The following is a 13,508-nucleotide window of genomic DNA, read 5'->3' on the forward strand; positions in this document are numbered from 1 at the left end:
TTCGGAGAACCGCATTGCGTAATATTTCCCTGTTCCTGCGATCCCTGCTGTTCATGATCATCATGATCGTGGCCACCATCGTCTGGGCCTGCGTGTGCTTTTTTGCCGCGCCATTGAGCTACAACAAGCGCTATTGGGTCACCTCGCGCTGGAACGTGTTTATCCTGTGGTGTGCCAAGGTCATTTGCGGCATCCGCTATGAAGTCAAGGGCGCAGAGAACTTCCCCGATGCGCCGGCCATCGTGCTCTCGAAGCACCAGTCGGCCTGGGAAACCATCTTTTTGCTTCCCAGCCTGCCACGTCCGCTCGTATATGTGTTCAAGAAGGAGATTTTGTACATCCCCTTCTTCGGCTGGGCCATGGCGCTGCTGCGCATGATCCCCATCGACCGCAAGCAGGGCAAGCATGCGTTCAAGAGCGTCGTCGCACATGGCAAGCGCCGCCTGGCAGATGGCCAATGGATTATCATGTTCCCTGAAGGTACCCGCATTCCCGTGGGCCAGGCGGGCAAGTACAAGAGCGGCGGCACGCGTTTGGCTATCGCCACGGGCGCCGTGGTGGTGCCGATTGCGCATAATTCAGGCGAGTGCTGGCCCAAGCAATCGTTCCTCAAACGCCCGGGACTGATCACCGTCTCGATAGGCAAACCGATTTCGCCGGAAGGGCAAACCCCGGACAGCATGATGCAACAGGTGGAAAATTGGATAGAATCAGAAATGCGCGTCATTTCGCCTCACGCCTACAACGCTGGCTAGACGGCATCAGCGCGGTCATCCAGGAGCCGACACTGCGCCAGCAGATGAAGACCATCAGGGTCGGCGACCAGCAACTGGATTTGTTCGCGCATGACGTCTCGACCAGCACGCCCCCGGCGGCGCGCCCCACGGCACCGCCAGCGCCGCCCGTGGCGCCACCGCTAGTGGCACCCGCGCCCCCCATCGCTCGTCCTGCCTCGCCTCCCCTGCCTTCCCCGCCACGCACCGCCGATGGCCCGCCACTGCGCCAGCTGCAACTGGGCAGCCACCTCGTCGAATTTGCCCTGCGCCGTTCCACGCGCCGCTCCATCGGCTTCATGATCGACGATAACGGCTTGCGCGTCACGGCGCCCAAGCGCGTCACCCTGGCCGAAATCGACAACGCCATCCGCGCCAAGCAAGGCTGGATCGTCTCGAAACTGCTGGAACGGGGCGAACGCAAGGTGCAGCGCCAGCAGCGCCCGCCCGTGGCATGGGTCGACGGCGCCGTGCTGCCGTATCTTGGCGGCGACATCACCTTGCGCCTGCACCAGGCGCCGCGCCACCGTGCCAGCTTCCAGCGCGAGACGAATGAACTGCACGTATGGGTCACGCCCACGGGCAGCGAGCAGCAGTTGAAGGAAAAAGTGAAGGGCTGGTTCCAGCACGAGGCGCGCCAGCTGTTCGAGTCGCGCCTGGACGTCTATGCGGACAAGCTGGGCGTGCGCTACGATTCATTGTCGCTGTCATCGGCCGGCACGCGCTGGGGCAGCTGCACCATCGAGCGCAAGATCCGCCTGAACTGGCGCCTGATCCATTTCGCCCTGCCGCTCATCGACTACGTGGTGGCGCACGAACTGTCGCATCTGCTGGAAATGAACCACAGCCCCCGCTTCTGGGCCACCGTGGAATCGATCTATCCCGATTACGATGGAGCCAAGCAGGCGCTCAGAAAACGCTCGCAGGAATTGCCAGTCCTGTTCAATTAAGCTGGCAGCAAAGGCTGGATCGCAGCGATCGTGCGCGGCGTGGCGCCCCGGTGCTGGCTGGCAAACGCCAGCGCTTTTTCTCCCATGGCCGCCAGACGCGCGGGATCCTGCAGCAGGGCCGCCGCCTGCGCCATCAGCGCGTCGGCGTCCGCCACCAGCGCGGCACCGCCTGCGGCAATCGCCTGCTCGGTCACCAGCGCAAAATTGAAGGTGTGGGGGCCGATCAGCACGGGCTTGCCCAGGGCCGCCGGCTCGATCAGGTTTTGACCACCCAGCGGCAGCAGGCTGCCGCCCACGAAAGCGCAATCGCAGGCCGCATAATACGCAAACATCTCGCCCATCGAGTCGCCCAGCAGCACCTGCGTGCCCGCCGCCACGGCATCGCCCTGCGCCATGCCAGACCTGCGCTGCACGGCCAGGCCCTGCGCCGCGATGAGCTTTTCCACCTCGTCGAAGCGCTGCGGATGGCGCGGCACGATCAACAGCAGCGCATTCGCTGGCAGGCTGGCGCGGCCCAAGGCGTCGAGAATCAGTTGCTCTTCCCCTTCGCGCGTGCTGGCGCACAGCAGCACGGGACGTGTGCCGATGGCGCCGCGCAGCCAGGCGCCTGTCGCCAGCACCGCCTCGGGCACGACGACGTCGAACTTGATGCTGCCCGTGACCACCACGTCACGCACGCCCAGCTGGCGCACGCGATCGGCGTCGTCCTGCGTCTGCGCCGCGACCAGGGTGATGCCGCGCGCCGCATCGGCGATGAGTTTCCCCAGGCGCTGCGCCTTGCCCAGCGATCGCTGCGACAGGCGCGCATTGGCCAGCACCACGGGCACTTTGTAGCGATTGCATTGGTGGATCAGGTTTGGCCACACTTCAGTCTCCATCAGGATGCAGATGCGCGGCGCGAAATGGCGGATGAAACGGGCCGGCATGGCGCCCGTGTCATACGGCAGGTAGCTTTGCACGAGGCGCGCGCCGTGTCTGGCGAACAGGGATTTTCCCGTGGCGCGCCCCGTCGGCGTCATGTGCGTGAGGACGATGCGGCACGCGGGCCATGTGGCCAGCAGCGCATCGATCAACGGCTCGGCCGCGCGCGTCTCGCCGACGGAGACGGCGTGCAGCCAGATGGTGTCGGTAGCGGATGTCGGCCGGCGTCCATAAAAGCCCAGACGCTCGCCCCAGTGCTGGCGGTAGCCAGGTTCCTGGCGTCCGCGCAGCCACAGCCGCGCCAGCACCAGGGGCAAGGCCAGCCACCAGGCAAGGGTATAAAGAAGTCGCATGTTTGTTTGATGTTGAAGTCAGGCGGGAGGATGGTCGGCCAGCAGGCGCCGCGCCGCGGCCAGCACTTCCGGCACGCCGGGCGGCGCGCCTTTGTCGCCCAGGTTGATGATTTTCGGCGACCAGTTGCCTTCCGTTTTCCACAGCGGCGAATCGGCATAGATTTCCACCGTCGGACGTACAAAGGCGGCGGCGATATGCGTCAGGCCCGTGTCGACGCCGATCACCAGCGCCGCATGGCGCGCCAGCAGGGTGGCGTCTTCCATCGACAGCTTCGGCAGCAGGCGCGCGTTGGGCAGGCTGGCCGCCAGTTGTTCGGCTTCCGCCTTTTCCTTGGGCGAACCCCAGGGCAGCAAAATCGGCATGGGAGCGAGCGCGTGGCCCAGGGCGATCCAGTTTTCCGGCGCCCACTTCTTGGCGTCGCGCGCCGTGCCGTGGAAATACACGCAGTAGGGCGCCTCGCCCATCCAGTCCGGACGCGCTTCGCTGCCCGACACGTCGGGCAAGCCGAAATCGGCCGGCGTATCGACCGTATAGCCGAGCGCCGCGCCGGCCACCAGGCGGCCGCGCGCTACCGCATGTGTACGCGGATCGAGCGGAATGCTTTTCGTATGAAAAATGCGCGAGATGCCTTCGTAGCCGGAGCCTTCGCTGCCATTGGCCAGGCCGACTTTCTGTCCGCCCGGCGCCAGGCGCGCGGCACCCATGATGATGCCCGTCTTGAGCAAGCCCTGGGTATCGAACACATAATCGTAGCGCGTCTGCCGCAGGCTGCGGAAGAAGGCAGCGATTTCCGCGCGCGTTTCTTTCTTGCCCAGGCTCTTGCGCCAGCGCCGCAGCGCGAACGGGAAGATGGTGCCCACGCGCGGATTCAGGCGCACCAGGCTGACATAACCCTCTTCGACCACCCAGTCGATGGTCGCATCCGGATAATGGCGGGCGATATCCGCCACCATCGGCAGGTTATGCAGTACGTCGCCCAGCGAGGACACCCGCACCAGCAGGATTTTCAAGGGCGCCTGTGCGCCAGCTTGGCCGGCCATGCTGTCAGAACGGCAGCACAGCGTCTGGCTTGGCGGCCAGGATCACGCTCTTGAACTGTCCCTGGATGCGCGCCAGCGCTGCCGGCGTTTCTGCTTCGAAGCGCATGACGATCACCGGCGTGGTGTTCGACGAGCGGGCCAGGCCGAAACCATCCGCATACTCCACGCGCAAGCCGTCGATGGTGATGATCTGCTCATTGCCGGGGAAGACGGCGTCGCGGCGCAGCATGTCCATCAGCGCGACATTCTCGCCTTCCTTCAGCTCCAGGTGCAGTTCGGGCGTGCTGTCGGACTGCGGCAGGGAGTTCAGCAAGGCCGATGGATCGGCTTCGCGCGTGAGGATTTCCAGCAGGCGCGCAGCCGAATACAGGCCGTCGTCGAAACCGTACCAGCGGTCCTTGAAGAAGATATGGCCGCTCATTTCGCCACCCAGCGGCGCACCCGTTTCACGCAGCTTGGCTTTTACCAGCGAGTGGCCCGTCTTGTACATCAGCGGCACGCCGCCATGCTTGGTGATGTAAGGCGCCAGGTGGCGCGTGCATTTGACGTCATACAGAATCTGCGCGCCCGGATGGCGGGTCAGCACGTCGGCGGCGAACAGCATCATCTGGCGGTCAGGGTAGATGATCTGGCCATCCTTGGTGACCACGCCCAGGCGGTCGCCGTCGCCGTCGAAGGCGATGCCGATTTCGGCATCCGTCTCGGCCAGGCAGCGGATCAGGTCTTGCAGGTTTTCCGGATGCGCCGGGTCCGGGTGGTGGTTCGGGAAATTGCCATCGACTTCGCAGAACAGTTCGATGACTTCGCAGCCCATGCCGCGGAACAGGTCGCCCGCGAATGCGCCGGCCACGCCATTGCCGCAATCGACGGCGATCTTGATCGGGCGCGCCAGCTTGACGTCACCCAGGATGCGCTCCAGGTAGGCGGCGCGGATATCGTGCGTGGCATAGTTGCCTGGCGTGCTGCTGGCGCTGCCGTCGTGCGCGACGATGCTGTGGTACAGGGCCTGGATCGCTTCGCCGTGAATGGCTTCACCGGCCAGCACCATCTTGAAGCCGTTGTAGTCGGGCGGATTGTGGCTGCCCGTGACCATGATGCCGGAACGCGTGTCGAGCACATTCGTGCCGAAGTAGACCATCGGCGTGGCCACCACGCCCAGGTCGATCACGTCGACGCCTGCAGCTTGCAAGCCCTGCGCCAGCGCCGCCGTCAATTCCGGCCCCGACAGGCGGCCATCGCGGCCGATCACGACCCGCTGCTCGCCCTTGGCCAGAGCGGCCTGGCCAAATGCCTGACCGATCTTGTGGGCCACGCTGGCATCGAGGGTTTTAGCGATGATGCCGCGAATATCGTAGGCCTTGAAGATCGTTCTGGACAATGGAAGCATGGTGTGGGCGGTATAAAGAGGGTCAAATAGGGTGCCTGGCGAGGTGCAGCGCGGGACTGACAGCTTGCTACTGCGCCAAGAGTATACCGAATTATACGCGCAGCAGATCGATCGACTTGCCCGATTCCACCCATTGCCTGACCCACAGAGGCTGGCGGCCACGGCCTGTCCATTGTTCGGTCGCATTGTCAGGATGGCGGTAACGCACCGCGACTTTGCCCGTGCGCGGGTGCAAGCCGTCGAGTATCAGTTGTTTCAGCGGAATGCCCGCCTGCTGCGCGATGGCCATGATCTGTTCGCGCGCCTTGTTCAAATCTTCACGTTCGCGGCTGTTCAATTCCTGCTTGATATTATCTTCCAGCTTGCGCAATTCCAGCATCGTCATCGTAGACAGATCCATCCCGTACATCCTTTATATTAATTTAAATAATAAAATAAGCGTGAAATATACTACATTGCATAAACATCTGCGCAGCATTGCATAATCCATCGCCTATTGAATCACGGCTATCGGCTTATTTATCTGCTCCACATTAAGATTCAATGAAAAATATGCCGAAAGTACGCGCAGAAAATAAATAAACATGGATGAGTGGCATTCCGACTTCCTGCGCAGCCCGCTTGCAAGACCAGCGTGGCGCGGCTATCCATTCCGATAAACGCGCTGGCGGATGATTATCGATATATGCCAGCGGGAAATGCCCCCCATTAAATTTCCGACAGCATAATCGGTATCCGCTTCTCTTCCCGCCAGCCGTGCGCGCAATCGGGTACCGACCAGGAATGCACCCAACACCAAAGGGCAGGCATGCTTATAATGCAGGCGCGTAGTTCACTTCACCCTGGCACATATGAAAACTTACTTTATCGGCGATCTGCAAGGCTGCCATGCACAAACCATCGAACTGATCGAACGGATCCAGGCGGCGGCGAATGGCCCGTACCGCCTGCTGTTCGCGGGCGACCTGATCAACCGCGGCCCGGCCTCGCTGGCCACGCTGCGCCACGTGCACGCGCTAGCGCAGCAGGGCCTGGCCGACAGCGTCCTGGGCAACCATGACTTGCACCTGCTGGCCGTGGCCAACGGCATCCGCCCCGAGCATGCGTCCGATACGCTGGCCGAGATCCTCGACGCACCCGACCGCGACGAGTTGATCAACTGGCTGCGCCAGCGGCCGTTGGCACTGGAGCACGACGGCCACGTGCTCGTGCATGCGGGCTTGCTGCCGCAATGGAGCGCGGCCCAGGCCCTGTCCCTGAGCGGGGAAGTGTCCGCGATGCTGCGCAGCGACGGCTGGGTGGCCTTCCTGCGCACCATGTACGGCAACGAGCCGGCCGCCTGGCGCGACGACCTGCAGGGCGCCGACCGGCTGCGCTGCATCGTCAACGCCATGACGCGGCTACGCTTTTGCACGCCGGAAGGCGTGATGGACTTCAAGATGAAGGAGAGCGGCAGCCCACCGCCGGGCTCCGGCCTGCTGCCGTGGTTCGACGTGCCGGGACGGCGCAGCGCCGGCGACACCATCGTCTTCGGCCACTGGTCGGCGCTGGGACTGCAGCTGCGGGAGCACCTGATCGGACTCGATAGCGGCTGCGTCTGGGGTGGCAAACTGTCGGCCGTGTGCCTGGAAGACCGCTCGCTGCTGCAAGTCGCCTGCCCCGCCTTCCAGCAGCACAGCGGCAAGCGCTAAATGGCAAGCATGGCGCGCATATGCTTAGTCGAAATCGGTCGTTGGCCTTGCCGCGCGCAGCCCGTATGATGCAACTTTTGCCTTTGCGATCCCATGCATCCTGATACCGACAGACTGGCGCGCTGGCTGCTCGGCAGCCTGGAGCTCGACACCGCCGTCCTGCATGTAGGCCAGTACTGCGGCCGCTGGCGCGCCTCCACGGCGGGCCGGGAACTGGGCAGCTTTCACTTGGTGCTCGATGGCCACTGCTATCTGCACCTCGACGGGGCGGCGCCGATTGCGCTCGGCCCGCGCGACGGCGTCTTCCTGCTGCGCGACTTGCCGCACTTCCTCAGCCCACACAGCGACCCGCTGCAGGCGGTCAGCGCGCAAGCCATGCTGCCGCTGCAGTCGTCCACGGACCAGCCGGCGACGGCGCTGGCCTGCGGCTTCTTTCAATTTCGCGGCGCCCTCTCCGCGCTGATCGTCGACTCCTTCCCGCCGTACCTGCTGATACGCGGCGACGCGCCCGCCTTCAGCGCCGCTGCCGCGCTGTTCGACCTGATCCTGGCGGAAGCCGGCGGCGACCCGGAACAACCGTCGCCGCTCATCGCGCGCCTGGTCGAACTGCTGTTCTTTTACCTGATACGCCATGTGGCGCAGGGCGAGCAGGTGGCGGCCGGCCTGCTGTCGCTGCTGCACCAGCCCGCATTTTCACCGCTGCTCGAACGCATGCTCGACGCCCCCGCCGATGACTGGTCGATCGAGAACATGGCCAAGGCCGCGTGCATGTCGCGCGCCAGCTTCTGCAAGCATTTCGCCAGCGCCAGCGGCCACTCGCCGGCCCAGTTCCTGCTCCTGCTGCGCATGAAGATCGCCGCGCGGCGCCTGCACGATGGCGTCTCCGTCGAACGCGCGGCCGAACTGGTGGGCTACCGCTCGCACGCCGCCTTTACGCGCGCGTTCAAGCGGGTCACGGGCGAACAGCCAGGCGCCTACCGGCGCGACCAGCGCCAGCGCCAACTGGCCAGCTGAAATCAAGGATCGCACAATCGCAGACGAACGAGCACAAAAGGACGACGCTGACGTCTGTTACCTGCACGGCATGGCCGATATAATGCATGAGTGACTTACCAACTTAGCAAGGTACCCCATGTCCCGTCTGACGCTGCACACTCTCGATACCGCCCCGGCCGATAGCCGCCCCTTCGTGGAAAAGGCCATCGCCAACAATGGCTTCCTGCCCAACCTGATCGGCGTGCTGGCCAATGCCCCGCTGGCCCTGGAAACCTATCTGACCGTCTCCGGCATCAATGCGCGCGCCAGCCTGACGTTAATGGAACGCGAAGTGGTGCAAATCACGGCCGCGCGCATCCACGGCTGCGATTTCTGCATCGCCGGCCATAGCGCAATCTCGCTGAAAAAAGCGGGCCAGACACCGGACACGGTGCGCGCGCTGCAGCATGGCCAGCCGACGGGCGATACAAAGCTCGACGCCGTCGCCGCCTTCGCCACGGCCGTCATTGCCACGCGCGGCGCCGTCAGCGACGCCGAATACCAAACCTTCCTGGCGGCCGGCTACAACGAACAGCAGGCGCTGGAAGTGGTGCTGGGCATCAGCCTGGCCACCCTGTGCAATTTCTCCAACAGCCTGGCCGGCACGCCCGTCAATCCGCAATTGACGCCCTACCTGCCTGGCGCCGTCTGACATGGGCCACCTCAATCACTGGCTGCACACGCATGCCGACCAGTTGGACCAATCGTCGGACCTGGCTGAAACCATTTTGCCGGCCCTCGCTGGCGACCAGTTGCTGGCCATCGGCGTGCCGCAGGAACACGGCGGCGCGGGCGGCGACGTACGCGACGCCATCGACGCCATCGCCAACGTGGCCGAACAATCGGTGACGGCGGCCTTTGTTTTCTGGGGCCAGCGCTGCTTCATCGAATTCCTGCTGCAAAGCGGGAACCGCGCCCTGGCCGAGCGCCGCTTGCCTGGCCTGCTGGCAGGCACGCAGGCGGGCGCCAGCGGTTTGTCGAACGCCATGAAATTCTTGTCCGGCATCGAGCAGCTGCAAATCACGGGCGCGCGCCATGATGACGGCTTGCTGGTCGACGGCGGCCTGGCCTGGGTGACAAACTTGCGCAAGGCGGGCTTTGTCGCGGCAGCCGCCGTGGCGCCGAACGACGGCGCGCCACCCGTCATCGTTGCCTTCGACAGCAGCACGGCAGGCGTGCAGCGCAGCGACGACCTGGACCTGATCGCCTTACGCGGCAGCAATACCGCTTCCGTCAAGCTGACGCAGGTGCACATTCGCGCCGCGGACATCATCAGCGACAACGCGCCGGCCTGGCTGCCGCAGGTGCGCCCATCGTTCCTCGGCATGCAGTGCGGCCTGTCGATCGGCCTGGCGCGCGCCAGCCTGGCCAAAGCGGCGCAAATTTCCGCCGGCTCGCGCAACCAGCTTACGCCGCGCATCGAAGCGCTGCAAGCGACCCTGGAGGCCGCCGTCGCGACCTTGCTGGCCGGCGTGCACGATGGCCGCTTCAAGACGCAGGCGCCGGCCATGTTCCGCCTGCGCATACAGCTGGCCGACGTACTGCAGCAGGCGCTGATGCTGGAACTGCAGGCCATGGGCGGGCGCGCCTACCTGAACGCCGAGCAGCAGGGCTTTGCCCGCCGCTGGCGCGAATCGTCGTTCATCCCCATCGTCACTCCCAGCCTGACGCAATTGCAGGCAGCCTTGCAGCTGTTCGACAGCCAGCAGGCGGCCAAGGCGGCGGGAGCCCCGGCATGACGGCAGCGACGCAAGACTGGGCGCTGCAGGCGCAGGACCTGAGCTACGCCTATGCGCGCAGCGCGCCCGTGTTCCAGCACGTCTCGCTGGGCGTGCGCAAGCGTGAAATCGTCTGCCTGCTGGGCGGCAGCGGCTGCGGCAAATCGAGCCTGCTGCGCGTGCTGGCCGGCCTGCAGCCGCCGTCCACGGGCGAGATTCAATTCCTCGACGCGCCCATGCGCGAACCGGACCCGCGCAGCGCCCTCGTGTTCCAGCAAGCCAGCCTGCTACCCTGGCTGAACGTCACGGGCAACGCAGGCTTCGGCCTGGACTTCAAGCACCAGCCGCAGCTCACGCGCGAGGCGCACCAGGCACGCGTGGCGCAAGCCATTGAGGCGGTGGGCTTGAAGGGACGCGAAAAGCTGTATCCATCCGCCCTCTCGGGCGGCATGGCGCAGCGCGTGGCGTTGGCCCGTGCGCTGGCGCGCGAACCGGAACTGCTGTTCGCCGATGAGCCGTTTTCCGCACTCGACGCCATCACGCGCGCCGAGATGCAATCGCTGCTGGTCGACGTGGTGCACCGCTGGCACACGGCCGTGCTGCTCGTCACGCACGATATCGACGAAGCCATCCTCGTGGCGGACCGCATTTTGCTGATGGGCGGCAAGCCGGGCAACATCGTGCGCGAATGGCCCGTCGCCATCGCCCAGCCCCGCATCGGCCACAGCGCCGACGTCATCGCCCTCAAGATGGACATCCTCGAGGCCCTGCAGGCGCTGCAAAAGCAGGATCAAACGCCCGCCTTCGCTCCCAATTAATCGACCGGAACCTTCCCATGACATTCGAAGATCAAAACAAACCCCTGCATATCTGCGCCTCGTCCGATTGCGACTGCGGCCTGACGCGGCGCGACTTCCTGCGCATGTCGGCCCTGGCCACGGCCAGCGTGGCCTCTCCCCTGCTGTTCGCCGGTGACGCCATGGCCCAGCAAGGCCCGAAAGGCGACGACCAGCCCGTGAAAATCGGCTACCTGCCGATTACCGACGCCACCCCGCTGCTCGTCGCCCACGCCCGCAAGCTGTTTGAAGCGGAAGGCCTGCAGGCGGAGACGCCGCGTTTGTTCCGCAGCTGGGCGCAGATCATCGAAGCCTTCGTCGCCGGCCAGGTCAACGTCATCCACCTGCTTTCGCCAGCCACCCTGTGGGTGCGCTACGGCGCCAAGTTCCCCGCGAAAGTCGTCGCCTGGAACCACGTCAACGGTTCCGCGCTGACGGTGGCCAACGAGATCAACAAGGTCTCCGACCTGGGCGGCCGCACGGTCGCCATCCCGTTCTGGTACTCGATCCACAACATCCTGCTGCAACAGATCCTGTCCTCGAACGGCCTGACCCCGGTCACGCGGGCGCGCAATGCGGCCATCAAGCCGAATGAAGTCAACCTGATCGTGCTGGCGCCGGCCGAAATGGTCTCGGCACTGGCCAGCAAGTCGATTGCCGGTTACATCGTGGCCGAACCGTTCAATGCGGCGGCGGAAAACGCCGGCATCGGCAAGATACTGCGCTTCTCGGGCGACGTGTGGAAAAACCATGCGTGCTGCGTCACCTTCCTGTCCGAGCGCGACATCAACACGCGTCCGGAATGGGCGCAGAAGGTCACCAACGCCATCGTCAAGGCGCAGCTGTGGACGCGTTCGAACCAGGTCGACACGGCCAAGCTGCTGTCGAACGTGGGCGAACACCGCTACACGCCGCATCCGCTGCAGGTGCTGACCAAGGTGCTGGCCACCACCGATTACGCCGGCTATGAAAAGCAGGGCCTGATCGTGCACAAGAACTGGCAGCAGCGCCGCATCGACTTCCAGCCATATCCGTTTGCCTCGTACACGGAAGAACTGGTGCGCGCCATCGGCCGTACCAAGGTGGAAGGCGATACGCGCTTCCTGGCCAACCTCGATCCGAAGTTCGCCGCGCGCGACCTGGTCGATGACCGCTTCGTGCGCAAGGCCATCGCGGCAGTCGGCGGCCCGGCCGCCTTCGGCTTGCCGGCCAACCTGCTGCGCAGCGAAACCGTGGCGGTCTGACGATGGCAAGCAAGTTGTTCACGAAGTTCGGCCTGCCCCTCGTGGGGCTGGCCTGTGCCTTGCTGCTGTGGTCCATGGGCGTGACAGCGCTGGAGAAATCCACGCCCATCGCCACCGCCTTCGCGCCCTTGCCCACGGCGCTGGCGTTCAAGGAGATGCTGGGCGGCTCGGATATCTGGCTGCATGTGGTATTGAGCCTGCAAAGGGTGGCCGTGGGCCTGGGACTGGCGATCGTCATCGGCGTGCCGCTGGGCGTGCTGGTGGCCATGTCGAATAGTTTTTCCGGCGCGGCCATGCCGCTGTTCCAGCTGCTGCGCATGATTTCGCCACTGTCGTGGATGCCGATCGCCGTGATGGTGCTGGGCGTCGGCGACGCGCCCGTGTACTTCCTGCTGGCGTTTGCGGCAGTCTGGCCGATTTTGCTCAATACGGCGGCCGGCGTGGCGCGGCTCGATCCGAACTGGCTGCTGCTGGCGCGCAGCCTGTCGGCCACGCGCAGCGAAATCGTCTTCAAGGTGATTTTGCCGGGCATTACGGCCGACATCCTGACGGGCGTGCGCCTGGCCATCGGCATCATCTGGATCGTGCTGGTGCCGGCGGAAATGCTGGGCGTGTCGGCCGGTCTCGGCTACTTCATCCTCGATACGCGCGACCGGCTCGCGTATTCGGAGCTGATGGCCGCCATTGTGCTGATCGGCATACTTGGATTTATCCTCGACTACCTGGCCCGCGCAGCGCATGCGCGCTGGCTGCACGTCAAAAACTAGGCGGTTTTTTCCAGCGGCAGCGCGGCGGCCACCGCCGCCTGCGTTGCCGTCGCCAGTTCGCGCCGGTGCGCATCGAGCGTCGCCACTGGCGCCAGACAGGTCAGGCGCGCCGTGATGGGCGGGCCGCTCAGGATTGCCACCATGCTTTGCACAAAACTCATTTCGCCGATGAAGTCGACGGCGTGGTGCAGTGCTCCCTTGTCATCCACATACACGAGCGCGAACGGCTGCACCGGCACTTGCGCGTCGATGGCCGCCTCGAACAGGTTGGCGTGAAACGGCAGTATCTGTCCCTGCGCGGCGGTGGTGCCTTCGGGGAAGAACGCGATGCGCTCGCCCGCCGTCAATTTATCCACCAGGCCCTGGAAGATCAGGCGCAAATCGCGCTTGCTGCCGCGCGAAATGAAGATGGTGCCGGCGCGCCCCGCCAGCCAGCCCAGGATGGGCCAGGCCCGGATTTCCGCCTTGGCGACGAAACGGCAGGGGTGCACGGCATTGATGACGAAGATATCGAGCCACGACACGTGGTTCGCCACCACCATCGCATGGTCGAGCGCCGGCACGCTGTCTGCCGGCTGCGCCACGTGCACGCCGCAGATGTCGAGCAGCTGCGTCGACCAGCGGCGGATGCGCCGGTTGCGGCCCTCCAGGTCCAGCCAGGGAAAGAGCACGGCGCTCTTGGCCATGCCGCAGCTCAGGTGAATGGCGATGCGCGCGAGGCGGTAGGTAAGCAGAAGTTTCAAATCACACCAACAAATAAACCAGAACCGAAATCCGGGAGCAGACAAGGGA

General features: G+C 64.7%; 14 protein-coding genes. 9 read left to right on the forward strand and 5 right to left on the reverse strand.

Annotated features, from left to right (window positions below):
* Positions 1 to 14: 14 nt before the first annotated feature.
* Both O3298_RS05535 and O3298_RS05540 read left to right on the forward strand, forming a co-directional pair.
* Positions 15 to 755 carry a 1-acyl-sn-glycerol-3-phosphate acyltransferase gene (locus O3298_RS05535; protein ID WP_034746739.1) on the forward strand — a complete coding sequence of 247 codons (741 nt, stop codon included), beginning with the start codon at positions 15 to 17 and terminating at the stop codon, positions 753 to 755.
* A gap of 44 nt (positions 756 to 799) precedes the next feature.
* Positions 800 to 1,723 (forward strand): M48 family metallopeptidase, encoded by a 924-nt coding sequence (locus O3298_RS05540; RefSeq protein ID WP_305058713.1) that lies wholly within the window; start codon positions 800 to 802, stop codon positions 1,721 to 1,723.
* Here the strand turns inward: O3298_RS05540 and waaA are convergent.
* The 4 genes from waaA to O3298_RS05560 all read right to left on the reverse strand — a co-directional run bounded on the left by waaA (position 1,720) and on the right by O3298_RS05560 (position 5,825).
* Positions 1,720 to 2,997 carry a lipid IV(A) 3-deoxy-D-manno-octulosonic acid transferase gene (waaA, locus tag O3298_RS05545; protein WP_305058714.1) on the reverse strand — a complete coding sequence of 426 codons (1,278 nt, stop codon included), beginning with the start codon at positions 2,995 to 2,997 and terminating at the stop codon, positions 1,720 to 1,722. The two genes, O3298_RS05540 and waaA, sit on opposite strands and share 4 nt — an antisense overlap.
* A gap of 18 nt (positions 2,998 to 3,015) precedes the next feature.
* A complete protein-coding gene (waaC, locus tag O3298_RS05550) occupies positions 3,016 to 4,038 on the reverse strand; it encodes a lipopolysaccharide heptosyltransferase I (RefSeq protein WP_305058715.1) in 1,023 nt (340 codons plus the stop codon).
* A gap of 4 nt (positions 4,039 to 4,042) precedes the next feature.
* A complete protein-coding gene (locus O3298_RS05555; RefSeq protein WP_305058716.1) occupies positions 4,043 to 5,425 on the reverse strand; it encodes a phosphomannomutase/phosphoglucomutase in 1,383 nt (460 codons plus the stop codon).
* Between the two features lie 91 nt (positions 5,426 to 5,516).
* Positions 5,517 to 5,825, reverse strand: coding sequence for an H-NS histone family protein (locus O3298_RS05560; protein ID WP_289917266.1), 309 nt, complete (start codon positions 5,823 to 5,825; stop codon positions 5,517 to 5,519).
* A 451-nt stretch (positions 5,826 to 6,276) separates the two neighbouring features.
* On the opposite strand from O3298_RS05560, the gene O3298_RS05565 reads away from it, so the two are divergent.
* The 7 genes from O3298_RS05565 (at position 6,277) to O3298_RS05595 (ending at position 12,716) form a co-directional block, all read left to right on the forward strand.
* Positions 6,277 to 7,116 carry a symmetrical bis(5'-nucleosyl)-tetraphosphatase gene (locus tag O3298_RS05565; RefSeq protein ID WP_289917268.1) on the forward strand — a complete coding sequence of 280 codons (840 nt, stop codon included), beginning with the start codon at positions 6,277 to 6,279 and terminating at the stop codon, positions 7,114 to 7,116.
* A gap of 93 nt (positions 7,117 to 7,209) precedes the next feature.
* Positions 7,210 to 8,130 carry an AraC family transcriptional regulator gene (locus tag O3298_RS05570; protein ID WP_289917271.1) on the forward strand — a complete coding sequence of 307 codons (921 nt, stop codon included), beginning with the start codon at positions 7,210 to 7,212 and terminating at the stop codon, positions 8,128 to 8,130.
* A 118-nt stretch (positions 8,131 to 8,248) separates the two neighbouring features.
* Positions 8,249 to 8,803 (forward strand): carboxymuconolactone decarboxylase family protein, encoded by a 555-nt coding sequence (locus O3298_RS05575; protein WP_099666548.1) that lies wholly within the window; start codon positions 8,249 to 8,251, stop codon positions 8,801 to 8,803.
* 1 nt (position 8,804) lies between these two features.
* Positions 8,805 to 9,890 (forward strand): acyl-CoA dehydrogenase family protein, encoded by a 1,086-nt coding sequence (locus O3298_RS05580; protein ID WP_305058717.1) that lies wholly within the window; start codon positions 8,805 to 8,807, stop codon positions 9,888 to 9,890.
* Positions 9,887 to 10,687 carry an ABC transporter ATP-binding protein gene (locus O3298_RS05585; protein WP_289917274.1) on the forward strand — a complete coding sequence of 267 codons (801 nt, stop codon included), beginning with the start codon at positions 9,887 to 9,889 and terminating at the stop codon, positions 10,685 to 10,687. The genes O3298_RS05580 and O3298_RS05585 overlap by 4 nt, the downstream gene beginning before the upstream one ends.
* Positions 10,688 to 10,704: 17 nt before the next feature.
* Entirely contained in the window at positions 10,705 to 11,949 is a 1,245-nt protein-coding gene (locus O3298_RS05590; RefSeq protein WP_305058718.1) for an ABC transporter substrate-binding protein, read from the forward strand.
* Positions 11,950 to 11,951: 2 nt separating this feature from the next.
* The gene (locus O3298_RS05595) at positions 11,952 to 12,716 is read left to right on the forward strand and encodes an ABC transporter permease (RefSeq protein ID WP_305058719.1); all 765 of its coding nucleotides are present in this window, start codon (positions 11,952 to 11,954) and stop codon (positions 12,714 to 12,716) included.
* On the opposite strand, the gene O3298_RS05600 is transcribed toward O3298_RS05595, so the two are convergent.
* Positions 12,713 to 13,459, reverse strand: coding sequence for a 1-acyl-sn-glycerol-3-phosphate acyltransferase (locus O3298_RS05600; protein WP_305058720.1), 747 nt, complete (start codon positions 13,457 to 13,459; stop codon positions 12,713 to 12,715). The two genes, O3298_RS05595 and O3298_RS05600, sit on opposite strands and share 4 nt — an antisense overlap.
* Between the last annotated feature and the right edge of the window lie 49 nt (positions 13,460 to 13,508).

The organism is Janthinobacterium sp. SUN137 (assembly GCF_030587265.1).
Classification (GTDB): Bacteria; Pseudomonadota; Gammaproteobacteria; order Burkholderiales; family Burkholderiaceae_D; genus Janthinobacterium; species Janthinobacterium kumbetense.